We start from the raw sequence: 25,855 nt of genomic DNA on the forward strand, positions 1-25,855 counted from the left end.
CTGGTTTGTCCGAGCAGGCTGCGATCAGGGTGAAACCTGCCAGCGAGAAATATTGGACGAAATGGCGGCGGTTGGCGGTTTTTTGCATGCTGGGCTCCTCAGATTGGAAAACCATGCCGGTTTGGCAAAGGGCAGCATACTGCCAAGTGCCGCCCAAAGTGTGTGCGTTTGTTCACACAGGCACCCGCGTCTGCGAATGGGGTGTTGAAAAATAAAGTGAAAAAAGAGGGTGAATTCCAGTTCATTTCTGCCGATGAGCGTTTATGAAGATCACCGAATCCGCCGTCGCCCTGCAAAGCCAGCACAGCAGCCTGTCCTGGCGCAGTACCCAGACCCGCTTGCGCGCCTGGGTTGGCCAGCCACTTTCGCCGCGCTCACTTGAGCGTGACGTGCAGCACACCCCGGCGGTGCGTGTGACGCTCTCGGACGGCGCGCGTCAGAAGCTGCAGCAACACGCGCAAGCCCAGGCTGTCCCAGCGGGTGAGGCGGCATCCGACGGCGACATTCAGTCGCTGACGCCGCGCCTGCGGGTGCTGATGGACATAGTCAAAGCCATCACCGGGCGTGAAGTGAAGGTGTTTGACGCGCGTGATCTGCAAGCCCAAACCAGCACACAGTTGTCACCACCGCCCGCAGCAGCCAGCAGCACCCAGGCGGCTGCGGCACCGCAAGCGGCTGGCTGGGGCCTGGAGATTGATGCCAGTGAACACATCGTGGAGGCCGAATCCACCCAGGTCAGCGCCCAGGGGGTGGTCAAGACGAGTGATGGCCAAACGATCCAGTTCAGCCTGCAACTGGCCATGAGCCGCAGTTTTGTGCAAGACAGCAGCCTGTCGATTCGCGCGGGTGATGCGGTGCGCCAGGACCCGCTGGTGATCAACTTCGACGGCACCGGCGCCCAGCTGAGCGACGCGCAGTTTGCCTTTGACCTCAATACCGACGGCCAGACCGAAAACATCGCGTTTGTGGCCGGTGGCAGCGGCTTCCTGGTGCTGGACAAAAACAAAGACGGCCAAGTGAACAACGGCACTGAGCTGTTTGGTCCCAGCAGTGGCGACGGGTTTGCCGACCTGGCCCAGTACGACCTGGACGGCAACTCGTGGATCGACGAGAACGACGCGGTGTACAGCCAGTTACAAGTCTGGCAGAAAAACGCTAATGGTCAGGACAGTTTGACCAGCTTGGCCCAGAACGGTGTCGGTGCTTTGTACCTGGGCCGGGTGGCCAGTCCGTTCTCAGTCAACACGGCCAGCAACCAGACCCTGGGCCAGGTGCGCCGCACCGGGGTGTTTTTGTACGAGTCGGGGGCGGTTGGCACACTGCAGCAGGTGGATTTGTAGCGGGTGGCCGCTCGGTGTGGCGGCGGGGCGCTGTTACGGCACCAAACCAAACGACTTGAGCCAGCTTGCCGCCAGATTGGGCCAGTTGGACACCGGCAGCTGCCGCGCATCCCGAATACCAAAACCGTGTTCACCTTCCTTGAACACATGCAACTCGGTGGGCACACCCAGTGCCTTGAGCGCGTTGTGGTAGGCGATGCCGTTGGCGGGTGGGACGGCAGAGTCGTTTTCAGCCAGCACCACAAAGGTGGGCGGTGATGCCTTGCTCACCTGCTGGTCTGCCGAGTAGGCCTTGATCAGCTCGGGCGATGGGTCTTTGCCTAGCAAGTTGGTGCGGCTTTCCAGGTGTGTTTGGCCGGTTTCCATCGAGATCACCGGGTAGAGCAGCATCAGAAAATCAGGGCGTGCTGACAACTGGTCAGCCGCATCCACCGGCGTATACACCGTGCTGTCGAACTTGGCACCCAGCATGGCCCCCATGTGGCCTGCGGCAGAGGCGCCCAAAAAGCCGACCTTGTTCGGGTCCAGACCCCATGCCTTGGCGTTGTGCCGCACCAGGCGCACAGCACGCTGGGCATCTTGCAGCGGCACATCCCAGCCGTTGACATGGCCTTCGGCGGGCAGACGGTATTGCATCAGCAGCACGGTGACGCCGTAGGGGTTGAGCCAGTGCGCCATTTCGGCGGCTTCCTTGTCCAGCACGATGCGCGAGTACGCACCCCCAGGGGCGGCGATCACCACGGTGCCGTTGGGCTTGTCCGGCACAAAGGCGGTCAGGTTGGGCCGGGTGATGCCCGTGACGATGCGGTCTGGCCAGTACGCCACCTTGCTGCGTTCGGTGATGGTGAGTTTTGCCGGTGACTGCTCAGACCCGGGCCCCACCGAACCTGGCCACAACTCAATCACGTCGCGTGTCTTGAGTGGCGCTGAAACTGCCAGGCAACTGGCCAGCAAGCCCGTTGCCAACAGACCTGTCATCGCGATTTTTTGCATCAGTTTTCTCCAACGGGTGAACACATTGCCAGGCATCGGCAGCTTGGCCAGTTTTTTGTGAGCGCGGCGAGATGTTAGCCGTGCAGAACAGGGTTTTGGGGTCCCGCCGACGGGCTTCTTTGCGCTGTGTCAAATCCGATTGCAACGCTGGTCAAGGCCGCCACCAGCGCGGGGCGCAGCGGGTGGGGCGCGGCCACCTCTGGCAGCAACAGGCTGACCGTGAAGGCAATCGGTGTACTCAAGGCGCGCACGACCAAGTCCGGCCCGGCCATGGCCATGGCGGTCAGCGGGTTCACAATGGCCACCCCCAGACCCTGGCGCACCATGGCACACACGGCCGCTGCGCTGGCACATTCCAGCTGGGTCAATCGGCTCACGTGGGCCAGGGCAAACATCTGGTCGATTTGTGTCCGGTAGCTGTCACCCGCAGCCAGGCTGACGAAAGGCTCGCCCTCAAAGTCCTGCGGGGTCAGCACTGCCTTGTGGCACAAGCTGTGGCGGGCTGGCAGCACCACCACCTCGTTGACCTGCAGGATGGTCTGCAGCGTGGTCCCCACCGGTGCCTCGGTGGTTTCGCTGATGCCCAGGTCAAAACGCTGTTCCCCCAAGGCTTGTTCCAACCAGGGTGACTCCAGTGGGTAGACGCTGACCGCCGCTGAGGGCTGCTGCTGTGACAAGACCCACAGGGCTTGGGGCACCAGTGCCTGCGCCAGCGCGGGCAGGCAGGCCAGGCGCAGGCGCCCAGTGGACAGGGTGCGCAACTCCTGGGCACGCGCCGCAATCTGATCCAGCCCGACAAAGGAGCGCTCCACCTCCTGCATCAATGCCAGCGCACGTACCGTGGGGCGCAACCGGCCACGCACCCGGTCAAACAAATCAAAACCCAGCAGGTACTCCAGCCGCGCCAGCTCGCGGCTCAGGGTCGGTTGGCTTGAGGTTGTCACCTCTGCCGCGCGGCTCAGGCTGCCGTGTTGCATGATGGCGCGAAAAATCGCCAGCTGGCGGTGGGTCAAGGCCGGGGCGGTCGTGCTGGTTGGCTGCGTGTTCATGCCTGCATGGTAGTCAAAACCATATCTATTGTGAATGGATCTGCAAAATAATAGGCATTGTTAGCATAGACAAAGCCGGGCATCATGACCCCATGAACCCATTTACCCCCGACACACTGGCCAGTTTGGCCCGCACCCACGGCACACCGCTGTGGGTCTATGACGCTGCCACCATCGAACGCCAAGTGACCGCACTGCGCCAGTTTGACGTGATCCGCTTCGCCCAAAAGGCCAACTCCAACACCCACATCCTGCGGCTCATGAAGCGCTGTGGTGTGTCTGTGGACTCGGTTTCTCTCGGTGAGATCGAGCGTGCCCTGGCTGCGGGTTTTAAACCCGGTGAACACAACGGTCATGCCGAGATCGTCTTCACCGCCGACCTGCTGGACCGCACCACGCTGGCCCGTGTGGCCGAGCTGGGTGTGCCGGTGAACTGCGGCTCCATTGACATGCTGGACCAACTCGGCAGTGTCAGCCCCGGCCACCCGGTGTGGTTGCGCATCAACCCCGGTTTTGGCCACGGCCACAGCAACAAGACCAACACCGGCGGTGAACACAGTAAACACGGCATCTGGCACGGCGAGCTGCCGCAGGCGTTGGACAAGGTGCGCGCCAACGGCCTGAAGCTGGTGGGTTTGCACATGCACATTGGCTCGGGCGTGGATTACAGCCATTTGCAGGAGGTGTGTGGTGCGATGGTGGCGCTGGTGCGCACCGTCAAGGCGCAAGGCATGGACCTGCAGGCCATTTCGTCTGGCGGCGGCTTGTCGATCCCGTACCAGGCCGGTGAGCCGCAGATCGACACCGCGCACTACTTCAGCCTGTGGGACGCCGCCCGCCAAGAGATTGCCGCCCTGCTGGGCCACCCGGTGGCGCTGGAGATTGAGCCGGGCCGTTACCTAGTGGCCGAATCCGGCGTGCTGGTGGCCGAGGTGCGTGCCGTCAAAGACCAGGGCAGCGCGCGTTTTGTGCTGGTCGACGCCGGTTTCAGCGACCTGATGCGCCCGGCCATGTACGGCAGTTTCCACAGCATGGAGTTGATTCACGCTGACGGCACAGCCGCCACCGGCCCGGTGTTTGACACGGTGGTTGGCGGCCCGCTGTGTGAGTCGGGTGACGTGTTCACCCAAGGTGAGGGCGGTGTGGTGTTGACCCGCGCGCTGCCGCAAGCCCAGGTGGGTGACCTGCTGGTGATCCACGACACCGGCGCGTATGGTGCGTCGATGTCCTCCAACTACAACACCCGGCCTTTGATTCCCGAGGTGTTGGTGGAGGATGGCGAGCCACGGCTGATTCGGCGCAAGCAGACGGTAGCGGAGTTGTTGGCGTTGGAGGCGGTTTAAGACTCACGGGTGGCCGTTTTGTGGATTTGGAAAGTAAAGGCAAGATACGGTTCTTACTTCTTTTGGGACGCACTCCATGCATCTGACGCGGCTGTCTAGCAAAGGGCAAATCACCATCCCCAAAGCACTGCGTGATGCACACGACTGGCAGGTTGGCGCACGGCTGGAAGTGATTGACACGGTTGAAGGCGTGCTGCTCAAACCGGTAGTGGCCCGCCAGAGCACGGCTTTGCCAGAGGGGCTGGCCGCCATCCGCAGCCGCTTGGCTTACAAAGGCCCGGCGGTCAGTCTGGAAGACCTGAACGCCGCTGTGTTGCAAGAAGCCACAAGCGGCCTTCAAAACTGAGGGTGGCGCTTGACATCCATGTGGTGATTCGCCTGCTGGTGTCTGCAATGCCCTGCACCGTAAGCCCTCTGTGGCAGTGGCCCGGGGCGCGGGCTGGCCGAAAGCCGAGGCCTCATGACGCTTCGCTTTTTAAAATCGGCCTCAACTTCCGCCCAGCCCACGCCCCTGTGGTGGTTGGGCTGATGTGGTCCAGAAAGCTAGGACATCTGCCATCCGCAATGCAGCAACAGGTAGCGTGAGAACAGAGACGGAATACGTTGAGAAAGCCCGGTGCAGCCTATTCTGCTGCGGTTGATCACCTGTTCTGCGGTTTCAACTCATCAACTTGAACCAATGCCCTGGCTGGTGTTGGCTATATCTGTGACCGGCTCTTTAAGGCTGATAGCGGTCAGATGAATCGCTCCCAAGCAGTCGTTCAAAATGCAGGTTTAACGCCCAGGTTAACCGTCAAAAATGCGAAGCATTTTTGTCCGCGTTGAACCGCCAGTTGGACCTCGGTTATTACTGATTTTTGCCTCGAATTTCGACTGGAGTTTTCACGTCCTTGAACGTGACGCCACTCATGTCCACCTGAGCGCCTGCAGGTAAGCTTATGCCGACATTGCAGTTTTCGATGTGCACGTTTCTGAGTTGCATGCCACCAGAAGGCCTTTGAGGTGGCTCATCCGTAGACTGCGGCTCTGCTGCTGCCCCGTGACTGTGTGGCGTTGAGAAAGGGCTTAGGGTCAAATGCGTACTTGCGCTACACGCAGGGCAGGCTAGAGGGTTATGCCTTTCCGACATGGGGCGAAGATGCGTTGTTATGGTTGCGCACTTATTGCATTGGTATTCATAGAAAGGCATAGAAACTCCACTATGCAAGTGAGACGTGCCAAGCGAACTCTTCCCCAATGTTTCGGAGTTCAACAAGCCATATTTTGCGGAAAGTCTTCTTCAGAAAGAAAAGCTTTGCCTCATACGTAAGTTCAATGCTGTAGTCGAACTCGCTAAAGAATCCCCCATCTTGGATCATCACGCCAGGCGCCACCGAGATTTCCGTCGTCTCGCTATTGGCAAGGCGAGAAATTGGTTTTGGTGCGTTGATGATTGCTGAGTCTCGCATTCTTATTCTGCCGAGAACGAAATTTAACTTCGTTATGTTTGTGCGGATGTCGTTTGCGGGTAGCTTTCCAAGGTTCTTGATTTTTAGCTTGGACTCTGAGTTGAGCTTCTTGCTTTTATCGATGACGCCTTCGATAGTGATTTCTGGGGGAAAAGAGATCCAAGCAACTTGCAGGGCGATAAAGCTAGAAAACGATGTAAGCCCCACAAACTTTAGCGCGGTGGTCACAGCATCAAGAACGTCAGGATCGAGTGGCATGAATCGGTCTTCTCGGTGCAAGCGGTCTAACGTGACGTAGCTGAGCGCCTATTCTGGCCATCCCAAGCTAGACGACAAAATAATCTGAGATTCCACCCATTGATGGCGACGTCCATCAAGCGGCTAGACCCGTGCCGCCAGGGTTTGCAATCAATTTCGCCTGAAGTTGAAGTCATTTCCGCCCCTTTGAACCTTGTCGCCTATCCTGGCGAAATTTGGCTAGTGTCTGGTTCGCTTTCCACGCACTTCATGTGGTTTGACTATAGCCCACTGGACGACGCATATGGATGGCTGCGATCCAGCCGATCACTTGCCTGTGTGGGCAGGCCTATCGTTCACGTCTAGCGGGCATCCCCCCAACTCAAACCAAATTCAAAAAATCCAACGCCTCATCCAGATGCTGGTCAAAGTCACTCAGCGCGTGGTCGCCGCCGGGTAGCAGTTTGATGGCCGCGCCGGGGTAGTGGGCCAGCATTTCGCGCCAGTCCAGCACCTCGTCACCTTTGGCGATCACCGCAAAGTAGCGCTCGGGTTGGCTGATGTGGGGGATTTCCTGGGCGATGAGTTCGTCCACGTGGGACTGGTCAAACGTGAAATGTTGCTCGGGGTCGTGCCACAGGCTGTGTTCACCAATTTGTGCGGCCAGGTCGCGTGCTGGCTGGATGGCGGGGTTGAGCAAGACCGCTTTGCAGCCCAGGCGCTCGGCCAGCCAGGTGGCATAAAAGCCGCCGAGCGACGAGCCCATGACGGCCATCGAGTCCTTGGGCCAGTTGGTGATCGCTTGCATCACCTGCGCCATCGCATGTTGGGGGGAGGGTGGCAGTGCCGGGCACAGCCAGGTCACGCCGGGGTGGCGGCGGGCCACGGCGGCGGCGGTCATGCGCGCCTTGGTCGACGAAGGCGAGGAGCGAAAGCCGTGTAAATACAGCAGGTGGGTGGTGGGCATGGCGGCGGCTGGGTTCAACCTTGGGCCATGGGGCGGCTGGGGTCGCTGCACCAGTCGCTCCAGCTGCCAGCGTACAAAGCGGCGCGGCCCAGGCCGGCGACTTCCATTGCGATGATGTTGGGCACGGCGCTCACACCGCTGCCGCAATGGTGCACCACAGTGGCCGGGTCGCGACCGGCCAGCAGGGCCTCAAACTCGGTGCGCAACTCGGCTGCGGGTTTGAAGAAGCCCTTGGCATCCAAGTTGTTGGGAAACGGGCGGTTCAGTGCGCCGGGAATGTGGCCGGCCACCGGGTCCAGCGGCTCCACCTCGCCGCGAAAGCGCGGTGCGCCTCGCGCGTCGATCACGGTCTGGCTGGGTTTGCCGAGTTGTTTAACTATCGAATCTGCAGCTACCAGCCCAGCCTTTTCGGGGGCTAGCGGGTAATTGGATGCTTGAGTTGTGGGGACAGGGCCAGCCTCTACCGGAGCACCGGCGGCGGTCCAGGCGGGCAGGCCACCGTCGAGCACCGCCACCGCCTCGTGGCCCAGCCACTTGAGCATCCACCACAGGCGGCCCGCGTAGTTGACGCCCTGGCGGTCATACACCACCACTTGCCGTTCGGGTGTGAGGCCCATGCTGCTCAGCCAGGTGGCGAAGGCGGCGCGTGAGGGCAGCGGGTGGCGGCCACCGCTGGCGGCGTCGGGGGCGCCTTTGGCGCTCAAATGCCGGTCCAGGTCGGCACGTAAGGCGCCGGGGATGTGGCTCTCCAGGTACTGCGCGTCACCCGCGGTGGGTTGCATCAGCTCGAAGCTGCAGTCAAAAACAAGGGGCGGCTGGCTGCTGGCCAGCAAGGTTTGCAGTTGGGCTACGGAGATCAGGGTGGTGTACATCGGGTGGTTCCTGCGTGGTGTCTTCAGACGGGCATTTTAGGAAGCCGGGACACGCCTTCAGTGTTCGTCGGCGGGGGCGTTGGGCAGTGCGCGCGTCCGCAGCACGGTGGCGGTCACCCCGCTGACCAGGATCATCGCAATACCTGCCCAGCCCACGGCGGTGATTTGTTCACCAAACAGCAGCAGGCCATATCCGCCTGAAAACACGATGCCCAGGTAGGCCAGGTTGGCCACCAGCAGGGTCGAGCCACGGCTGTAGGCGCGGGTCATGGTCCATTGGCCCAGGGTGGCAAGCACCCCAATCGGCAGCAGCCAGGCCAGCGCCTGCCAGCGCACGCTGCTCCAGGGTGTGAAGCCCGTCCACAATGAGCCCGCCAAGCCCACCAGCAAGGTGCCAATCGAGAAATAAAACACCACCCGGCCTTCGGGCTCGCCAATACGGCCCAGCGAAGCCACTTGCAACAAGGCCATGGCCGCGCCCAGACCCGAGAGCAGGCCAATCAGTCCGGCAAACAGCTGGTTTTCTGCCAGCGAGGGTTGCAGCAGCAGAATCACTCCGGCAAAACTGACCAGCACCGTGGCCATCAGCATGCCCTGGTTGCCGGGTTTGCCGTACAACACCGCGCCACCAATCACAAAAGCGGCCATCCAGACACCACTCATGTAGTTGAGCGTCATCGCGGTGGCCAGCGGCAGGTGGGCGATGGCGTAAAACCAGCAGACCATCGAAAACACCCCGATCATCGAGCGCCAGGCGTGCATGAACGGGTACTTGGTGGCAATCGACACACCGCGGGAGCGCAGCACCATCGCCATGAACACCACACTGATCACACCCCGGTAGAACACCAGCTCAAACGCGTTGAAGTCCGCACCGGCCATCTTGACCCCGACGGCCATGGTGGCAAATAAAAAGGCCGCCAGGACCATCCACAGGGCTTGCATGGTTTTATCAGTAAAAAGTGCCTCTGGCCCTTATATAACAAGGGCTAGCAGCTATCAAAGTTATGGGATTCACAAGGCCATCTGGCGGCGGTACCACGCGTGAAAGTGTTGCATGCCGTCTTCCATCGGGCTCTGGTAGGGGCCGACCTCGTTGTCGCCGCGCATCAGCAGCGCCTTGCGGCCAGCGTCCATGCGTTCACCGATTTCGTCGTCCTCGATGCAGGTTTCCATGTAGGCGGCCTGCTGGGCTTCGACAAATTCGCGCTCAAACGCCTGGATGTCCTCGGGGTAATAAAACTCGACCATGTTGAGGGTTTTGTCCGGCCCCATCGGGTGTAGGGTCGACACCGTCAACACATGCGGGTACCACTCGACCATGATGTGCGGGTAATAGGTAAGCCAGATCGCGCCCTGCTGCGGCGCTTGGCCACCACGGTAGGCCAGCAGCGCCTCTTTCCAGCGTTTGTAGACGGCCGAGCCGGGCCGGTCGAACGCGTTGGACACCCCCACGGTCTGCACCGAGTAGTGTTCCTTGAATTCCCAGCGCAGGTCGTCACAGGTGACAAAACTGCCCAGACCCGGGTGGAACGGGCCCACGTGGTAGTCCTCCAGATAGACCTCGATGAAGGTTTTCCAGTTGTAGTTGCAGGTGTGCAACTCCACCTTGTCGAGCACAAAACCCGAGAAGTCGAGCTGCGCGCGGGTGTCCATGTCGGCCAGGTCAGCCGTCACATCACGCGCGCCGGGGCCCGCCTCAAACAGCAGGCCGTTCCACTCCTGCAGCGGGTAGTTGGTCAGGTTCAGGCACGGGTCCTGCGCAAAGTGGGGCGCACCAATCAGCGTGCCGGCGGGTTGCGTGCCGCTGGCGCTGTAGGTCCAACGGTGGATCGGACAGACCACGTTGTTGGCCGAGCCGTCGGCGTTGAGCGAGCCACGGCCCTTGAGCATGACCGCCTGGCGGTGGCGGCAGACGTTGGAGACCAGCTCGATGCCCTTGTCGGTGTGGATCAGCGCGCGGCCTTCGTTTTCCTGCGGCAGGGCGTAATAGTCGCCCACGTTGGGCACACTGGAGGCGTGGCCCACGTAACGTGGTCCCCGCTGGAAAAGGGTTTGTAGTTCGCGCTGGTACAGCGCGTTTTCAAAATAAGCTGAAACTGGTAGTTGGCCGGTGGCCTGCTGCAGTTGAAGACTTAAATCAGACATGGGTGACCTGACCTAAAGACTCCCCACAGGGAGATGCACAAGCAAAGTGCAGAGTGAAAAAAACCAGCCGAAGCTGGCGCGAAAGCGGCTCGATTGTAGCTGGGGTGCTTGAAACACCTGGGTTTGTCAGCCTTCTGGCGCAAAACCGAAGTTGTTGCGGCTGGCGGATTTGACGCGGTACATCGCGTTGTCGGCGCTGTTGAGCAGGGCGTCGGCGGTGTCGCCGTTTTGCGGGTACAGGCTGATGCCCATGCTGAGCTGGATCTGGCACAGGTGGCCGTTGAAAAACCAGGGCTCGCGCATGCTGTCGATCAGTTTTTGTGCGACCCCGGCCAGCTGCTCGGTCTGCACCTGGTTGTCGAGCAGCACCACAAATTCATCACCGCCGAGGCGCGCCACGGTGTCGGTCTCGCGGGTGTGCTCCAGCAAGCGCTGCGCCACCCATTGCAGCGCCGCGTCGCCGGCCTCATGGCCCCACTGGTCGTTGATGGTCTTGAAGTGGTCCATGTCGATGAACATCACGGCGAGCTGGGTCTGGGTGCGTTTGGCACGTGCCAGTGCGTTGTCGAGCCGCTCGATGAACAAGCGCCGGTTGGGCAGGCCGGTGAGGGGGTCGTGGCGCGCCAGGTGTTCCAGTTCCTGGCGATTGGCCTGCAACTCGGTGAACTGCTGGTGGATCTGTTGTTGCATCTGCTCAAAACTGCGCGCCAGCTGGCCAATTTCATCCTGGCGTGTGAGTGGCAGGCCCAGGATCGGGTGCCCGATGGAAAAACGCGCCACGGCATTGCTCATGGTGTTCAGGGGCCGAGTGACCCAGCGCGCCAGCAGCAGGGCCAGCGCAAAACCGACCAGCCCCAGCACGCTGGCGATCTGCAGGATGGTCAGGCCCAGCGCGTGGGAGCGCTGCAGCACGTTGCTGCGTGGTTGCGCCAGGCCAAGAAATCCGGCGGCGTCCGGGTTATCGGACCTGGCCCGGTTGGCGGTGAAGGTGGCGATCACCGGCTCCGTGGCATGTTCGCCGCTGTCGGCTTCGAACACCAGTTGGTCGACCCGGCGCGCCACCAGGTCGCGGGTGGGCGGGAACTCGTCCTGCAGCAAGACCCGGCGTCCGGTATCAAAACCAAAGGTGCGGGTGTTGTCGGGGTGGATCAGGAAGTCGCCATCCCGGTTGGCCAGATACAGCTGGAACTCAGCGGGTAAATCGGCAGCGAGCCGGGAAAACGCGCCTTTGAGGTCGATGTTGATCACGATCACCCCGAGTGTCTGGCCCTGGGCATTGACCACCGGTGAGGCAAGCAGCACGGTGGGCTGGCCCAGCCCGGCATGGGCGCCGCGTTCGTGGTTGATCACGGTGCGCGACTGGTAGGTGCTGCCCGCAGGCATCTGCAGGGGGTCAGACACATAGGGGTAGTGGCCTTTTTCCTGCAGGTCGTCGCCTTCAATGCGCAGCAACTGCTGGCCGTCGCGGTCCACCCGCACACGCTCCAGCCCCGAGTCGCTGGCCGAGATCAGCCGGATCTGGAAGTAGCCGGGGTTGGCGGCCATGATCAGCTCGAACAGGGTGGCAAGCTGGTCGGCTTGGGTCGCCTGCTGGGGCGACGGGTTCTGCAGCAGCGCCAGGCTGGCCGGGTGTCTGCTCAGCATGTGCAGGTCACGGGAAGCGTCGAGATGGACGTCCCGAATGCGTCGTCCCACCACCTGGGTGGCGGTCATCAGCTCGTCCTTGGTGGCTTGCACCAGCAGGTCACGCGCCACCTGGAAGGCATACAGGCCGGTCATGCCCGCCATCAGCAGGCTGACCAGGGCCAACACGCTGCCCAGCCGGGTCGCCAGCCCCCATTTCATGGGCCAAGCACCCTGGCGGCGCGGTCACCCGAATAAATACGTTCCCACAACTGCTGGCGCCGCTCGCTGTTTTCCACCGGCTCCAGCCAGACCAGGCGGTCCTGGGGTTGCAGGTGGGCCGGTTCTGACACGGTATTGGCCAGGCCCTGGCGCATTTCCAGGGCCTGACTCGGGGCCGGTTCGAGCAGGTAGTTGATCCAGGCATGTGCCAGTGCCGATTTCTGGGTCGGGCGCAGGATGGCCCAGGTGTCGAGCCAGGCCAGAGCCCCTTCTTTGGGGATGGCGTAGCCCACGTCGGCACCGGCACGCCTGAGCAATTGCAGCTGTTGTGAGCCGTAGTTGGCCAGCATCAGGGCGGCTTTTTTGTCGCGGAACAGCTCCACCGATTCGTCGGGCTGGGTGTAGAAGCCCAGCACATTGCGGCGCAGGGCGATCAGCTGGTTGACCGTGGTGGTCCATTGTTTGCCCGTCAGCTCGAAGGGTTTGTGGTTGCCCAGGGACTGGGCCGCCAGGGTGAAGTTGTGGCTGCTGCTGTTGTAGACCAGCACCTTGCCCTGATAACGCGGGTCCCACAAGGCGGTCAACGAGCTGGGCGGGGTCTTGAACTGCTGGCGGTCATAAATCAGGCCCATCTCGGCGTAGGTGTAGGGCACACCAAACACCTGGCCTTGGCGCACCAGCCCCTTGATGTTTTCCAGCTCGCGAAACCGTGGCAATTGGTGACGGGTGTTGGGAATCCTGGCGAGGCTGATGGGGGAGACCAGTCCGGCATGGATGTAGCGCTGCAGCTCAGCGGTATTGACGGCAAACACGTCAAAGTCCTTCCCCTGGTTTTGCTGCACCCGCTGCCACAGGGCTTCGTCCGAGTCGATGAAGGTCACATTGACCTTGTGCCCGGTGCGGGCCTCAAAGGCCTTGACCAGGTCAGCGTCCGCATAACCGGGCCAGCTCAACACCCGCAAGATATCTGCAAAGCCGAGCGTGGGCAGCACCAGGGCCAGTAGCAGGCCCAACCAACGCCAGAGTTGCAGGGGTGTTTTGAAGCAATTCACAGACACGTTTTTAATAGTTTGATTTATATCAACGTTTTGCTAAGACCCGATGATCGTACCTGCTTTTGGTGTCAGCTTGGGTGAAACTGCCAGCGCCTAAAATGCGCCACTTTGCACTTAGGAATATTCGCCGATGGCTACAGCTTCCAAACACGGCCCTGCGGCGCCTGCCAGCTATGAAGCTGCTTTGCAGGAGCTTGAGCAACTGGTCGCCAGGCTGGAGTCGGGCGACATGCCGCTGGAGCAGCTGCTGACCCAGTACCAGCGTGGCGCCGAGCTGCTGGCCTTCTGCCGTGACCGGCTCGAGGCGGTGCAAGCCCAGGTCAAGGTGCTGGACCAAGGTGTGTTGACAACCTGGACTTCTGACGAACAATGAGATCCTCTGCCGCTTTTCCCCTGGACCTGGCTGACTGGATCAGCCACCAACTCGTTGCCGTCGAACAGGCACTGGACCAATGGGTGTCCGTAGACGCCTCGGCCCATCTGGAGCACCAGGCGCCGGTTGAACTGATGGCCGCCATGCGTTATGCGGTGCTCGATGGTGGCAAGCGTCTGCGCCCGCTGCTGGTGATGGCGGCGTTTGAGGCGGTGCAGTCGGGTCTGTTGTCCCAGGTGGCCAGCGCCAGTGAGGAGGCGATCACCGTCCCGGGCGCCTTGGAGCAGGCAACGGGCCCGTACCAGGCCGCGCTGCGTTCGGCCTGTGCGGTGGAACTGATCCACGCCTATTCACTGGTGCACGACGACATGCCGTGTATGGACAACGATGTGTTGCGCCGTGGCAAACCCACGGTCCACGTTCAGTTTGGCCAGGCCAGCGCCTTGCTGGCGGGTGATGCCTTGCAGGCACTGGCGTTTGAGCTGCTGACGCCCGATGACGCCAGCCTGCCAGCCGCCCAACAGGCCCAGCTGTGCCGTTTGCTGGCACGCGCCGCAGGTTGCACCGGCATGGCGGGTGGCCAGGCGATTGATCTGGCCAGTGTCGGTCTGCGCCTGACGGAGAGCCAGTTGCAGGAGATGCACCGTCTGAAAACCGGCGCCCTGCTCAAGGCCAGCGTGATGATGGGGGCCGCCTGTGGCCACACCAGCGCCGCCACCTGGCGCGCCTTGCAGGAGTTTGGTGCCGCCATCGGTCTGGCGTTCCAGGTGGTGGACGATGTGCTGGACGTCACCGCCGACTCGGCCACCCTGGGCAAGACGGCTGGCAAGGACGCCAACAGCGACAAGCCGACCTATGTTTCCCTGATGGGCCTGGATGAAGCCAGAGCCTTTGCCCAGAACCTCAAGACGCAAGCATTGCAGGCGCTCCAGCGCAGTGGTCTGGCCGATGTGCGCGCTTTGCAGGGTCTGGCCGAGATGGTGGTGGACCGGACCCACTGAGCGCCTCAAATTTATATAAAAAGTGCCTCTAGCCCTTATGTAAAGAGCGTGAGTAGCTATTTCAATCAGAGCATCTATTCATGAAAAACATGTACCCCCTGTTGCAGACCATTGTCACGCCAGACGATTTGCGGCGGCTCAACCGCTCGCAGTTGGAGCCGCTGGCACACGAGTTGCGCGCTTTTCTGCTCGACAGCGTGGCCAAAACAGGCGGGCACCTGAGCTCCAACCTGGGCACGGTGGAACTCACGGTGGCGCTGCACTATGTGCTCAACACGCCGTATGACCGCATCGTCTGGGACGTGGGCCACCAGACCTACCCGCACAAAATCCTGACCGGTCGGCGCGAACGCATGCACAGCCTGCGTCAGCTCGGCGGCCTGAGCGGTTTCCCACGGCGTGACGAAAGTGAATTCGACACCTTTGGCACCGCTCACTCCAGCACCTCAATCTCGGCGGCGCTGGGCATGGCCCTAGCCAGCCGCCTCAAGGGCGAAGACCGCCACGCGGTTGCGGTCATTGGTGACGGTGCCATGACCGCCGGCATGGCGTTTGAGGCGCTCAACAACGCCGGTGTGGCCGACTGCAACCTGCTGGTCATCCTCAACGACAACGACATGTCGATCAGCCCGCCGGTGGGTGCGCTCAACCGCCATCTGGCCAAGCTGCTCAGCGGCCAGTTTTACGCGGCCGCCAAAAATGCCAGCAAAACCGTGCTCAAAGGTGCGCCGCCCCTGTGGGAGCTGGCCAAACGCTTTGAAGAGTCGGCCAAGGGCATGGTCAAACCGATCACGCTGTTTGAGAAGTTCGGCTTCAACTATGTCGGCCCGATCGACGGCCACGATGTGGACACGCTGGTGAGTGTGCTGGAGAACATCAAGCAGCTCAAGGGACCGCAGTTTTTGCATGTGGTCACCAAAAAAGGCCAAGGTTACAAAATGGCCGAGGCCGACCCGGTGGCCTACCACGGGCCCGGCAAGTTTGACCCGGCAGTGGGGCTGGCCAAAGCCAGTGGCCAGGGCAAGATCACCTTCACCGAGGTGTTCGGCAACTGGCTTTGTGACATGGCGGCCTCCGACAGCCGCCTGGTGGGCATCACCCCGGCCATGCGCGAAGGTTCGGGCATGGTCGAGTTTGAAAAGTTGTTCCCCAAGCGCTTTTTTGATGTGGGCATTGCCGAGCAGCACGCGGTGACCTTTGCTGCGGGCCTGGCCTGTGAGGGCCTGAAACCGGTGGTGGCGATCTACTCCACCTTCCTGCAGCGGGCCTATGACCAGCTGGTGCATGACGTGGCTTTGCAGAATCTGCCGGTGGTGTTTGCGTTGGACCGCGCCGGGCTGGTGGGCGCCGACGGTGCCACCCATGCGGGGGCGTATGACATCCCGTTCATGCGCTGCATTCCCAACATGAGTGTGGCCTGCCCGTCGGACGAAAACGAATGCCGCCAACTGCTCAGCACCGCTTATGCCCAGGAGGGGCCGGTGGCGGTGCGTTACCCGCGTGGTGTGGGGGCCGGTGTGGCCGTGTCTCGCGCCCTCGATACCCTGCCGTTGGGCAAGGGTGAAATCCGTCGCACGGGCAAAAAAGTGGCGCTGCTGGCTTTTGGCACGCTGTTACACCCGGCCTTGCAAGTGGCCGAGGTGCTGGACGCCACGGTGGTCAACATGCGTTGGGCCAAACCGCTGGACACCGAGCTGCTGCTGCAGATCGCTGCCGAGCACGAGGCCTTGGTGACGCTGGAAGATGGCTGCATCATGGGTGGCGCAGGCAGCGCGGTGCTCGAAGCGCTGGCGCAGGCCGGGCTGGCCAAACCGGTGTTGCAGCTGGGTTTGCCCGACCGCTTCATCGAACACGGTGACCCGGTCAAACTGATGGCCATGCTGGGCCTGGACGCGGTGGGCATCGAGGCTTCGGTGCGCACACGCTTTTGCGCCATTTACCCCGCTAACTGAGGTGTTCAGACGACAAGGCACGGGAAAACCCGGGCCTTGTCGCTGGGGTCCGCTCCCTAGAATGACTGGCGAACTTGCCCTGCGCGTGCTGCGTTGGCAAGTCAAGTGTTACCCAGTTCACAACTAGAGGAGTTCATCGATGGATCGTCGTTCAATCATCAAAAACGCGGGTATCGCCGGTGTTTTGGCCGCAGGGGCCGCACCTGCTGTGCATGCGCAGGCCGCCGTGCGCTGGCGCCTGGCGTCCAGTTTCCCCAAATCACTGGACACGATTTATGGCGCAGCCGAAGTGATGTCCAAGGCGGTCAGGGCGATGTCGGGCGGCAAGTTCGAGATTTCCGTGCATGCCGGTGGTGAGTTGATGCCTCCCTTTGGTGTGGTGGACGGTGTGCAAAACGGCACGGTGGAGATGACCCACACCGTGCCTTATTATTTTTACGGCAAGAACCCGGCGTTTGCCCTGGGCTCGGCCATCCCATTTGGTCTGAACGCGCGCCAGATGACGGCCTGGATGATGCACGGCAATGGCCGCAAGCTCATGAACGAGTTGTATGCCACCTACGGCATGGTCAGTTATGCCGGTGGCAACACCGGTGTGCAGATGGGTGGCTGGTACCGCAAGGAAATCAAGTCGCTTGCCGACTTCAAGGGCATGAAGATGCGCCTGGGTGGTGGGTTGGTGGGTGAGGTGATGCAAGGACTGGGCGCCGTACCACAAAGCATTCCGGGTGGTGAGATTTACCAGGCGTTGGAGAAAGGCACGATTGACGCGGCCGAATGGGTGGGCCCTTATGACGACCAGAAGCTCGGCTTCAACAAGGTGGCACCGTACTACTACTATCCCGGCTGGTGGGAAGGTGGCCCCGAAGTGGACTTTTATGCCAACCAGAAAGCGGTGGACAGCCTGTCGGCAGAAAACAAGGCCATCCTGGAAACCGCCTGTGCCATGGCCTCCACCGACATGTTGGCCAAATACGACGCCTTCAATCCGACCGCTTTGAAACAACTGGTGGCCGCGAAAACCAAGGTTCTGCCCTTCCCGCAGGACGTGCTGGAAGGCTCCTTCAAGGCGGCGATGACGGTGTTTGAGGCCAACAATGCCAAGAGCCCCGAGTGGAAGAAGATTTACGCCGACCTGCGCAATTTTCAGCGTGACCAGGTGTTGTGGTTCCGTTTTGCCGAAGCCAAGTTCGACTCGTTCATGGCCACCCGCAAGCTCTGATAAGGCGCTTTTTCCCAACAACAAAAAACCCGCTTGATGCGGGTTTTTTGTTGGAGACGACCTGTGTCGCTGACGACAGGTCGCATGCGACAACTCAGCCTATTTGTTGGTTTTCATGGACTCTTCCATGGCTTTCATGGGGTCGTCCGCAGCGGGGGCGCCCGGTGCCGGCTCGGGTTGGGGTTCTGTGCTCTCGGTCGAGGGCGTCTGCGCCTCTGGCGTTGGCACTTGCGGCTCGGCATCCGGCATGTTGGCCATCATTTCGGCAGCCACCTTGTCCAGATCCACCGCCTCTTTTTTGTCCAGGCCACTCGAGACAATGCCCGGGAAAGCAATGATGAGCCCCACCATGATGATCTGGATGATCACAAACGGCACTGCTCCCCAATAGATCTGCATCGTGGTCACCGGCTGGATCAGCTTCTTGGTGAGCCGGTCGGTGTAGGCCTTGCCGGGGGCCACACTGCGCAGGTAGAACAGCGCAAAACCAAAGGGCGGGTGCATGAACGAGGTCTGCATGTTCACACCCAGCAGCACACCAAACCAGATCAGGTCAATGCCCATCTTCTCGGCCACCGGTGCCAGCAAAGGCACCACAATGAACGCCAGCTCGAAGAAGTCCAGGAAAAATGCCAGGAAAAAGATCAGGACGTTCACCACAATCAGAAAGCCCAGTTGGCCACCGGGCACCGAGCTCAGCAGATGCTCCACCCATTTGGAGCCATCCACCCCCTGGAACACCAGGCTGAACACGGTCGAGCCCACCAGGATGAAGACGACAAAACTCGACAGCTTGGTGGTGGAGGTCAGTGCCTGCTTGAGCAGGGCCAGGCTCAGGCGTTGTCGGCTGGCGGCCATCAGCAACGCGCCCATGGCACCCATGGCGCCGCCTTCGGTGGGGGTGGCAACTCCTAAAAATATAGTGCCAAGCACAAGAAAAATAAGGAGAAGCGGCGGGATCAGCACAAAGGTGACCCGTTCGGCCATGCGCGACAGCAACCCGGCGCGGGTCACCTTGTTCAGCACCGCTATCAAAAAAGCCAGCACCACACCGGCACACAAAGACACCACCACGGTTTCGTCCTTGGCCACCATCAGCACCTCTTCACCCTTGAGGTAGCTCAGCACCTGGGCGTAATGCTGTCCCAGGTAGATCGCCACACCAGCACTCAAGACCGTCAAAATGCCCAGCGATGGCAGGCCACTGCTGCCGTTGTCTTCGCGGATGGTGCGCGCCTCGGGCGGCAGGGCGGGCACCCAGTTGGGGCGGACAAAAGTGATCAGCAACACGTACCCAAAGTACAGGCCGGTCAGCGCAAAGCCCGGAATAAACGCGCCCTTGTACATCTCACCGACACTGCGGCCCAGCTGGTCGGCCAGAATGATCAGCACCAAAGAGGGGGGGATGATTTGCGCCAGCGTACCCGAGGCGGCAATCACGCCCGAGGCAATGCGCCGGTCATAACCGTAGCGCAGCATGATGGGCAGAGAAATCAGGCCCATCGAGATCACCGAGGCCGCCACGACACCGGTGGTGGCGGCCAGCAGGGCGCCGACAAAAATCACCGCAAAGGCCAGCCCGCCGCGCAGGGGACCAAACAGCTGGCCGATGGTGTCGAGCAAGTCCTCGGCCATGCCGCTGCGCTCCAGGATCAGGCCCATCAGGGTGAAAAACGGGATCGCCAGCAGGGTGTCGTTTTGCATGATGCCAAAGATGCGCAGCGGCAGCGCCTGCATCAGAGCTTCGGGCAGCAGCCCAAGCTCCACCCCGACAAAACCAAAAAACAGGCCACAGGCACCCAGGCTGAACGCCACCGGAAAACCCATCAGCAGGAAGACGATCAGCCCCATGAACATGATCGGGGCGATATTGGTTGAAATGAACTCCATATTGTTCCCCTGGCCTCAGGCCGCTTTGGTTGGCGCGGCTTTTTCTTCAGCCAGTTTCTGGATGGCGGCGGCCAGTTCTTCCTCAGCGGATTTGCCCAGCACCTTTTCGGTCGGGTCCTCAATCAGCCCCATCAGGAACGCCAGTCGCTTGATCAGCTCGGATAGGCCTTGTAACCACAGGAGGGCAAAACCCAGCGGCATCATGGCGTACACCGGCCAGCGGATCAGACCACCTGCGTTGCCCGACATCTCACCGCTGTGAAAACCTTTCAGGAAAAACGGCAGGCTAAACCAGATGATGGCGCTGCAAAACGGCAGCAGGAAACAGGTGAAGCCAAACACGTCAACCCAGGTCTGGGTGCGTTTGGTCAGGCGCCCGTAGAACACGTCAATCTTCACATGTTCACCATTTAGCAGGGTGTAGGCCGAGGCCAGCAGAAAGGCCGCCGCAAACAGGTACCACTGCACTTCGAGAAAAGCGTTGGAACTGACGTTGAAGGTTTTGCGCACCACCGCATTGAGGGCGCTGATCACGGTCGAGGCCAGAATGAGCCAGATCACATACTTGCCAATCCAACGGTTGAGCCCGTCAATGGCATTCGATAACTTTAAAAACGCCTGCATGTTGTCTCCAGCTTGGGGTATGGAGAGGGTGTTTGTCACCCTCAGTTTGTTGTCGCGAATGCGATTCAAAGTTTAGCGGGAATGCCTGGTTTCAGTGCGAGGGTTGAACCCGGGGCACCCACGCGCACCGAGCCCTTGGCCAGAGTCCGTCAGCAGCCACCTTGGTGCTTGTTCAAACGGTGCTGGACCATGGTTTTTTCCCAACGCCTGTGATGTGTTTGCTTGAACGCCTATTTAGGCTACAGACCTTGATTGATAAGGGCTAATTGCTTTCAAAAGCATAGTAGATGGCAGAAAGACACACACTCGGATCTTGCCGTGGTGCAGAATGCCTGTCATGCGCCCGCTTTGTCTAGCTCTGCCCCCCATGGCCGCCGCTTTGATGGCGCGGGTTCGGGCTGTTTTGGGCTGCTGCCGGGCCAGTCGGGTGGGCCGGGGGAGGCTGGTGTGAGGTTTGCTCAAACGCGACCCGCGCCTCTTACTGGTGGCCGTCGGATGCGCGGGCGCGGTTCCTGGTATTGGCTGCTGTTTGTGCTGCCGATGCTGGCGGTCATTGTGGCGGCCGGAGGCATTGTCTATGCCATCGTGGACAACCTGCGTGAGGAGTACCGCGTGGTGGCGCTGGCACAAGCCCAGGACACCGCCCAACTGGCGGTGGCCAACCGGCTGAACCAGGATGTTGCCGCGATCCAGAAGCTGGTGGCCGATACGCTGGACCTGGCTGTGCGGGGCCAGGCCGATGCGGGCAGTGTGGCCCGGGTGCACACCACGGTGGTGAACTGGCTGACCAGTCTGGAGCCCCGGCTGCTGGAGCTGGAGGACTCTCCTGACGCGGTGGTGACCACCCAGCAGGCGCGCCAGGACTTTGACAGCTACCGAGAGCGGATTGTCCAGACCATCGCGCTGGCGGCCAAGGACCCGAAGGCCGCCATGCCGTTGGCGTTTCGGGCCGGGCAAAGTTATGTGGCGTTCAGTGAACACACCCACAGCATTGTGAACGCGGCCACCGCCACCATGGCACAACGCAGCGCTGACCAGGTCCGTCTGTTTCAGGCGCATGTGATCAAGCTCGGTGTCACCGGCGGGGTGTCGCTGCTGCTGCTGTTGCTGGGCTGGCTCTGGCTGGCGCACCAGATGATGCAGCGGGTGTCTTTGTTGTCGGGTGCGATGTTGGGCATGGCGTCGCAAGACGCCTCCCCCCCGGCCCTCAAGGAGGTGGAGGCGCTCAGCCACAACAGCACCAGCCTGTTGCGTGACCTGGCGGTGGCTGTTCTGGCGTTTCGTGATTCCCTGCTGGCGCGCAAATCTGCCCAGAATGACCTGGACAAACGCATGAGGGAGTTGGCCTGTTTGCATGAGGTGTCGCGTCTCAGCGAGAACGATGCCATCCCTGATGACGAGCTGTTGCAGCAGGTGGTGGCGCGCTTGCCTGCGGCGATGCGTTTGCCGCAGCTGGCTGCTGCCTGTATCACTGCGCCGGGTGTGGTGTGGGGGGAGCCCGCGGTGCTGCAGCAGGCACAGCATCTGTGCGTGGACTTTGGTGGCAAGGCTGAGGTGGCGCGCCACCAGATCTGTGTGGCGTATCTGGCCGAGCTGCCCGCTGGGGTCGAGGACGCTTTTTTGCCCGAAGAGCAGGCTCTGCTGGACGCAGTGGGCACGCGGCTGCACAAAACCTTTGCGCTGCGCCGTGCGCGTGAGCAAGAGGTCGAGACCCAGGCGCTGATGCATGCCATCGTCGAGCAGGCCGCCAATGCCATCAACCTGGTGGAGCTGCCATCCTTGCACATGGTCCAGGTCAACGCGGCCAGCTGCCAGATCCTGGGTTACAGCCGCGACGAGTTGCTGCAGATGAATCTGCTGGACTACCAGGCGGTGCTGGATGCCCTCGCACTGCAAGAGCGGGTTGGCAAGACGCTGGTCGACGGCGGCGCCCGGTTTGAAACCCGCTACCGGCGCAAGGATGGCCGGGAGATTGATGTGTCGATCAACGCCCGGGTGATCCGCCAGCAGGGGCGAGACTACATGGTGGTGTTGTGGGACGACATCAGCGAGCGCAAACAGGCCGAACTCGCGCTGCGCAAGATCAGCATGGCGGTTGAACAAAGTCCACATGCGGTGGTGATCACCGATGTGCATGCCTGTATCGAGTTTGTGAATGACGCTTTCATCGGCCTCACCGGTTACAGCCGTGACGAGGTCATCGGGCAGAACCCCAGGTTGCTGAGCTCGGGCAAAACCCCGGCCAAGGTGTTTCGGGAGATGTGGCAAGCGCTGGCCGCCGGGCAGCAGTGGAGCGGGCATTTTGTCAACCGCACCAAGGACGGGCGTGAGCGCATCGAGGCCGCCATCATCAGCCCCTTGCGTGATGCTGAGGGCCGGATCTGCAACTATGTGGCGGTCAAGGAAGACATCACCGAGCGCCAACGCACCGAGGACGAGTTACGCATGCTCTACCTCGCGGTTGAGCAAAGCCCGGAGAGTGTGGTCATCACCAACCTGAATGCCGACATCGAATACGTCAACCAGGCCTTCATCCGCACCACCGGCTACAGCCGGGACGAGGCGATTGGTGCCAACCCGCGTCTGCTCAAGAACGGCAAAACACCGCCCCAGACCTATGAGGACATGTGGGCCGCCCTGGTCCGGGGTGACACCTGGCGCGGTGTGCTGTTCAACCGCCGCAAAGACGGCAGTGACTACGAGGAAGAGGTCCATGTCACCCCGGTGCGCCAGCCCGATGGCCACATCACCCACTACCTGGCGATCAAGGAGGATGTGACCGAGAAGCGACGCATGACGCTGGAGCTGGCGCAGTACCGCTCCCATCTGGAGGAACTGGTGGCCCAGCGCACGGCCGACCTGGAGCAGGTCACCGATGCCTTGCGACTCGCGGGGGAGGAACAGATGGCCATCTTCGAGACCGCCTCCTCGGGCATGGCACTGATCAAGGACCGCGTTTTTGTGCGCTGCAACCGGCGTCTGACCGAGCTGTTTGGCTGGCTCGAAGGCGGCATGGTGGGGCAGCGCACCAGCATCTGGTATACCGACGCCGATGCCGAAGCTTTGGGCGGTGACCCGGTCTACGAAGTGATCTGGCGTGGCCAGGCGCACACCCGCGAGCAGCTGCTCAAACGTCTCGATGGCAGCCTGTTTTGGGTGCGTCTGACCGGCAAGGCGGTGGACGTGGCCGACCACAGCAAGGGCACGGTGTGGGTGGTGGACGATATTTCGGAGGAACGTGCCGCTGCCGATGCCATGCGTCGTGCCAAAGAGCTGGCCGAAGACGCCGCACGCACCAAGGCCGATTTTCTGGCCAACATGAGCCACGAGATCCGCACCCCCATGAACGCGGTGATTGGCATGACCCACCTGATGCTCAAGACCGAGCTGTTGCCGCGCCAGCGCGACTATATGAAAAAGATCATGGACTCGGGCCAGCACCTGCTTGGCATCATCAACGACATCCTGGATGTGTCCAAGATCGAGGCCGGCAAACTGGCGATCGAACACATCGCTTTTGACCTGGAGAAGGTGCTGGGCAATGTCAGCAACCTGATCGGTGAAAAGGTCGCCGCCAAGGGCTTGGAGCTGATCTTTGACGTGGACCGCGATGTGCCCAACAACCTGGTGGGTGATCCGCTGCGTCTGACCCAGGTGCTGATCAACTACGCCAACAACGCGGTCAAGTTCACCCAACAAGGTGAGGTTGATGTGGTGGTGCGGGTGCGCGAGCAGAGTGACAACGATGTGCTGCTGTATTTTGCGGTGCGCGACACCGGCATCGGCATCTCGGACGAGCAGCGCAGCCAGCTGTTCCAGTCGTTCCAGCAGGCCGACAGCTCCACCACACGCCACTACGGCGGCACCGGGCTGGGCCTGTCGATTGCCAAGAAGCTGTCCCACATGATGCAGGGTGAGGTGGGGGTGGACAGTGTGCCGGGCCAGGGCAGCACCTTCTGGTTCACCGCGCGTCTGGGCAAAGGGGTTGCAGCGCAGCCCTCCCGCATCCTGAGTGCCGACTTGCAGGGTTGCCGGGCGCTGGTGGTGGACGACAACGACCACGCCCGAACGGTGCTGCGGGGCATGCTCGAAGGCATGGGTTTTGGTGTGGAAGAGGCCGATGGTGGCAGCAGTGCCATCCATGCAGTGGACCAGGCCGAGACCCAGGAGCGGCCCTTTCACTTTGTGTTTCTGGATTGGCAGATGCCCGGCATGGACGGCATCGAGGTGGCCAGGCGTTTGCAGGCGCGGCCCCTGAGGCACCCACCGCACCGGGTCATGGTCACCGCCTTTGGCCGTGAAGATGTGCTCAAGGGCGCCGCCCAGGCCGGGCTGGACGATGTGTTGATCAAGCCGGTCAACCCGTCGATGTTGTTTGAGAGTGTGATGAGCCTGATGGGGCAGGTGCCACCCGAGCGGCGTGGCGCATCACAGGCGCCTCCGCTGAGTGTGGAAAACCTCGCGGGTATCAAAGGCGCCCGGATTTTGCTGGTGGAAGACAACGACCTCAACCAGGAAGTGGCTTTGGAGTTACTGCGTGATGCCGGTTTTGTGGTGGAACTGGCAGAAAACGGCGAGATTGCGCTGCAAAAAGTGCAGCGCAGTCCCTTTGATCTGGTGCTGATGGACATGCAGATGCCGGTGATGGACGGCGAAACCGCCACCCGTGAAATCCGCCGTTTGCCTGCTTTTGAAGCGCTGCCGATTGTGGCCATGACCGCCAATGTGCAAGACAGTGACCGCCAGCGTTGTCTGGATGTGGGCATGAACGACCACATTGCCAAACCGATCGATCCCGACCGGCTGTGGCAGACCTTGCTGAAATGGATCACACCGCGCCCGGGGGCCGCCTTGCTGCCGGGTCCGGTGCCCGCTGTGCCCGCCGCCCCAGACATCGGCTGGCGGGCGCCAACCGACATTGCCGGACTTGATACACAGGCCGGGCTGCGGCGGGTGCTGGGTAAAAAAACGCTGTACCTCTCGATGCTGCGCCGTTTTGTGGCGGGCCAGAAAGGGCTGCTGAGCAGCTTGCAGGCGGCGCTGGACCAGCAGGACCTGACCACCGCCGAGCGTCTGGCACACACCACCAAGGGCACCGCTGGCAGCATCGGGGCGCATCAGGTGCAGGCGCTGGCTGCTGTGGTGGAGGACACTGCCCGCCAACGTGGGCCGGTGGCCACGGTGCGCAGCGCGGTGCAGGCCTTGGCCGGGCCACTCACCGCGCTGATCGACGCGCTGGAGCAGGCCCTGCCGACCGAGTTGCCCCGTCCGCCAGTGGCGCTGGACCCGGTTCAGCTCAAGGACATGTGCGCCCGGCTGGATGCTTTGCTGGCCTACGATGACGCGACCGCTGTGGACCTGGTCAGCGACCATGCCGACTTGCTGGAGGCTGCTTTCCCGCAGCACTACCGTCAGATCGAGAGCGCCGTCAAGGTGTTTGACTTTGAGGCCGCTTTGCTGCAATTACGTGCCTGCATGAAAAGTTTGCCATCCTGA

The 25,855-nt window shown here is 61.5% G+C and carries 20 protein-coding genes; 8 read left to right on the forward strand and 12 right to left on the reverse strand.

Features of this window, described 5'->3' with window-relative positions:
• Positions 1-263 precede the first annotated feature (263 nt).
• Positions 264-1,340: a hypothetical protein gene (locus tag KKO72_RS02465; protein ID WP_214935150.1), complete on the forward strand. Its 1,077-nt coding sequence runs from the start codon at positions 264-266 to the stop codon at positions 1,338-1,340.
• A gap of 33 nt (positions 1,341-1,373) precedes the next feature.
• Here KKO72_RS02465 and KKO72_RS02470 read toward each other — a convergent pair whose 3' ends face one another.
• The gene (locus KKO72_RS02470; RefSeq protein ID WP_214935152.1) at positions 1,374-2,333 is read right to left on the reverse strand and encodes an alpha/beta hydrolase; all 960 of its coding nucleotides are present in this window, start codon (positions 2,331-2,333) and stop codon (positions 1,374-1,376) included.
• Between the two features lie 74 nt (positions 2,334-2,407).
• Positions 2,408-3,382 (reverse strand): LysR family transcriptional regulator, encoded by a 975-nt coding sequence (locus KKO72_RS02475; protein ID WP_214935154.1) that lies wholly within the window; start codon positions 3,380-3,382, stop codon positions 2,408-2,410.
• A 92-nt stretch (positions 3,383-3,474) separates the two neighbouring features.
• On the opposite strand from KKO72_RS02475, the gene lysA reads away from it, so the two are divergent.
• Together lysA and KKO72_RS02485 are read left to right on the forward strand one after the other, a co-directional pair.
• Positions 3,475-4,725 carry a diaminopimelate decarboxylase gene (lysA, locus tag KKO72_RS02480; protein WP_214935156.1) on the forward strand — a complete coding sequence of 417 codons (1,251 nt, stop codon included), beginning with the start codon at positions 3,475-3,477 and terminating at the stop codon, positions 4,723-4,725.
• 76 nt (positions 4,726-4,801) lie between these two features.
• On the forward strand, positions 4,802-5,071 hold the full coding sequence (locus tag KKO72_RS02485) for an AbrB/MazE/SpoVT family DNA-binding domain-containing protein (RefSeq protein WP_214935158.1): 270 nt from the start codon (positions 4,802-4,804) through the stop codon (positions 5,069-5,071).
• 501 nt (positions 5,072-5,572) lie between these two features.
• Here the strand turns inward: KKO72_RS02485 and KKO72_RS21345 are convergent.
• The 8 genes from KKO72_RS21345 to KKO72_RS02525 form a co-directional block, all read right to left on the reverse strand.
• The gene (locus KKO72_RS21345; protein ID WP_214935160.1) at positions 5,573-5,914 is read right to left on the reverse strand and encodes a zinc ribbon domain-containing protein; all 342 of its coding nucleotides are present in this window, start codon (positions 5,912-5,914) and stop codon (positions 5,573-5,575) included.
• Positions 5,915-5,924: 10 nt separating this feature from the next.
• Positions 5,925-6,431, reverse strand: coding sequence for a hypothetical protein (locus KKO72_RS02495; RefSeq protein ID WP_214935162.1), 507 nt, complete (start codon positions 6,429-6,431; stop codon positions 5,925-5,927).
• A 361-nt stretch (positions 6,432-6,792) separates the two neighbouring features.
• The gene (locus KKO72_RS02500) at positions 6,793-7,377 is read right to left on the reverse strand and encodes a YqiA/YcfP family alpha/beta fold hydrolase (RefSeq protein ID WP_214935164.1); all 585 of its coding nucleotides are present in this window, start codon (positions 7,375-7,377) and stop codon (positions 6,793-6,795) included.
• Between the two features lie 14 nt (positions 7,378-7,391).
• Complete coding sequence (locus tag KKO72_RS02505; RefSeq protein ID WP_214935166.1) at positions 7,392-8,249, reverse strand: sulfurtransferase; 858 nt, start codon at positions 8,247-8,249, stop codon at positions 7,392-7,394.
• A gap of 57 nt (positions 8,250-8,306) precedes the next feature.
• Positions 8,307-9,194, reverse strand: coding sequence for a DMT family transporter (locus KKO72_RS02510; protein WP_214935168.1), 888 nt, complete (start codon positions 9,192-9,194; stop codon positions 8,307-8,309).
• 69 nt (positions 9,195-9,263) lie between these two features.
• Positions 9,264-10,397 carry an aromatic ring-hydroxylating dioxygenase subunit alpha gene (locus tag KKO72_RS02515; RefSeq protein WP_214935170.1) on the reverse strand — a complete coding sequence of 378 codons (1,134 nt, stop codon included), beginning with the start codon at positions 10,395-10,397 and terminating at the stop codon, positions 9,264-9,266.
• Positions 10,398-10,523: 126 nt separating this feature from the next.
• Complete coding sequence (locus KKO72_RS02520; RefSeq protein WP_214935172.1) at positions 10,524-12,242, reverse strand: diguanylate cyclase domain-containing protein; 1,719 nt, start codon at positions 12,240-12,242, stop codon at positions 10,524-10,526.
• Entirely contained in the window at positions 12,239-13,294 is a 1,056-nt protein-coding gene (locus KKO72_RS02525; RefSeq protein ID WP_371736804.1) for an extracellular solute-binding protein, read from the reverse strand. The genes KKO72_RS02520 and KKO72_RS02525 overlap by 4 nt, the downstream gene beginning before the upstream one ends.
• Positions 13,295-13,427: 133 nt before the next feature.
• On the opposite strand from KKO72_RS02525, the gene xseB reads away from it, so the two are divergent.
• From xseB to KKO72_RS02545, 4 genes are all read left to right on the forward strand, one after another.
• A complete protein-coding gene (gene xseB, locus KKO72_RS02530; RefSeq protein WP_180132367.1) occupies positions 13,428-13,670 on the forward strand; it encodes an exodeoxyribonuclease VII small subunit in 243 nt (80 codons plus the stop codon).
• Positions 13,667-14,671 (forward strand): polyprenyl synthetase family protein, encoded by a 1,005-nt coding sequence (locus KKO72_RS02535; protein ID WP_214935174.1) that lies wholly within the window; start codon positions 13,667-13,669, stop codon positions 14,669-14,671. The genes xseB and KKO72_RS02535 overlap by 4 nt, the downstream gene beginning before the upstream one ends.
• A gap of 80 nt (positions 14,672-14,751) precedes the next feature.
• A complete protein-coding gene (gene dxs, locus KKO72_RS02540; RefSeq protein ID WP_371736805.1) occupies positions 14,752-16,623 on the forward strand; it encodes a 1-deoxy-D-xylulose-5-phosphate synthase in 1,872 nt (623 codons plus the stop codon).
• A 139-nt stretch (positions 16,624-16,762) separates the two neighbouring features.
• Positions 16,763-17,845: a TRAP transporter substrate-binding protein gene (locus KKO72_RS02545; RefSeq protein WP_078363968.1), complete on the forward strand. Its 1,083-nt coding sequence runs from the start codon at positions 16,763-16,765 to the stop codon at positions 17,843-17,845.
• Positions 17,846-17,944: 99 nt separating this feature from the next.
• Here KKO72_RS02545 and KKO72_RS02550 read toward each other — a convergent pair whose 3' ends face one another.
• Both KKO72_RS02550 and KKO72_RS02555 read right to left on the reverse strand, forming a co-directional pair.
• A complete protein-coding gene (locus KKO72_RS02550; RefSeq protein ID WP_214935176.1) occupies positions 17,945-19,735 on the reverse strand; it encodes a TRAP transporter large permease subunit in 1,791 nt (596 codons plus the stop codon).
• Positions 19,736-19,750: 15 nt separating this feature from the next.
• Entirely contained in the window at positions 19,751-20,359 is a 609-nt protein-coding gene (locus tag KKO72_RS02555) for a TRAP transporter small permease subunit (RefSeq protein ID WP_214935177.1), read from the reverse strand.
• 348 nt (positions 20,360-20,707) lie between these two features.
• Between KKO72_RS02555 and KKO72_RS02560 the strand changes: the two genes are divergently transcribed.
• Positions 20,708-25,855 carry a PAS domain S-box protein gene (locus KKO72_RS02560; RefSeq protein ID WP_214935179.1) on the forward strand — a complete coding sequence of 1,716 codons (5,148 nt, stop codon included), beginning with the start codon at positions 20,708-20,710 and terminating at the stop codon, positions 25,853-25,855.

It is taken from the genome of Rhodoferax sp. U11-2br, assembly GCF_018619435.1.
Classification (GTDB): domain Bacteria; phylum Pseudomonadota; class Gammaproteobacteria; order Burkholderiales; family Burkholderiaceae_C; genus Rhodoferax.

Coding starts and splice junctions, on each gene's coding strand:
- KKO72_RS02465 (WP_214935150.1), top strand. CDS start 264: ATGAAGATCACCGAATCCGCCGTCGCCCTGCAAAGCCAGCACAGCAGC.
- KKO72_RS02470 (WP_214935152.1), bottom strand. CDS start 2,333: ATGCAAAAAATCGCGATGACAGGTCTGTTGGCAACGGGCTTGCTGGCC.
- KKO72_RS02475 (WP_214935154.1), bottom strand. CDS start 3,382: ATGAACACGCAGCCAACCAGCACGACCGCCCCGGCCTTGACCCACCGC.
- lysA (WP_214935156.1), top strand. CDS start 3,475: ATGAACCCATTTACCCCCGACACACTGGCCAGTTTGGCCCGCACCCAC.
- KKO72_RS02485 (WP_214935158.1), top strand. CDS start 4,802: ATGCATCTGACGCGGCTGTCTAGCAAAGGGCAAATCACCATCCCCAAA.
- KKO72_RS21345 (WP_214935160.1), bottom strand. CDS start 5,914: ATGCCTTTCTATGAATACCAATGCAATAAGTGCGCAACCATAACAACG.
- KKO72_RS02495 (WP_214935162.1), bottom strand. CDS start 6,431: ATGCCACTCGATCCTGACGTTCTTGATGCTGTGACCACCGCGCTAAAG.
- KKO72_RS02500 (WP_214935164.1), bottom strand. CDS start 7,377: ATGCCCACCACCCACCTGCTGTATTTACACGGCTTTCGCTCCTCGCCT.
- KKO72_RS02505 (WP_214935166.1), bottom strand. CDS start 8,249: ATGTACACCACCCTGATCTCCGTAGCCCAACTGCAAACCTTGCTGGCC.
- KKO72_RS02510 (WP_214935168.1), bottom strand. CDS start 9,194: ATGCAAGCCCTGTGGATGGTCCTGGCGGCCTTTTTATTTGCCACCATG.
- KKO72_RS02515 (WP_214935170.1), bottom strand. CDS start 10,397: ATGTCTGATTTAAGTCTTCAACTGCAGCAGGCCACCGGCCAACTACCA.
- KKO72_RS02520 (WP_214935172.1), bottom strand. CDS start 12,242: ATGAAATGGGGGCTGGCGACCCGGCTGGGCAGCGTGTTGGCCCTGGTC.
- xseB (WP_180132367.1), top strand. CDS start 13,428: ATGGCTACAGCTTCCAAACACGGCCCTGCGGCGCCTGCCAGCTATGAA.
- KKO72_RS02535 (WP_214935174.1), top strand. CDS start 13,667: ATGAGATCCTCTGCCGCTTTTCCCCTGGACCTGGCTGACTGGATCAGC.
- dxs (WP_371736805.1), top strand. CDS start 14,752: ATGAAAAACATGTACCCCCTGTTGCAGACCATTGTCACGCCAGACGAT.
- KKO72_RS02545 (WP_078363968.1), top strand. CDS start 16,763: ATGGATCGTCGTTCAATCATCAAAAACGCGGGTATCGCCGGTGTTTTG.
- KKO72_RS02550 (WP_214935176.1), bottom strand. CDS start 19,735: ATGGAGTTCATTTCAACCAATATCGCCCCGATCATGTTCATGGGGCTG.
- KKO72_RS02555 (WP_214935177.1), bottom strand. CDS start 20,359: ATGCAGGCGTTTTTAAAGTTATCGAATGCCATTGACGGGCTCAACCGT.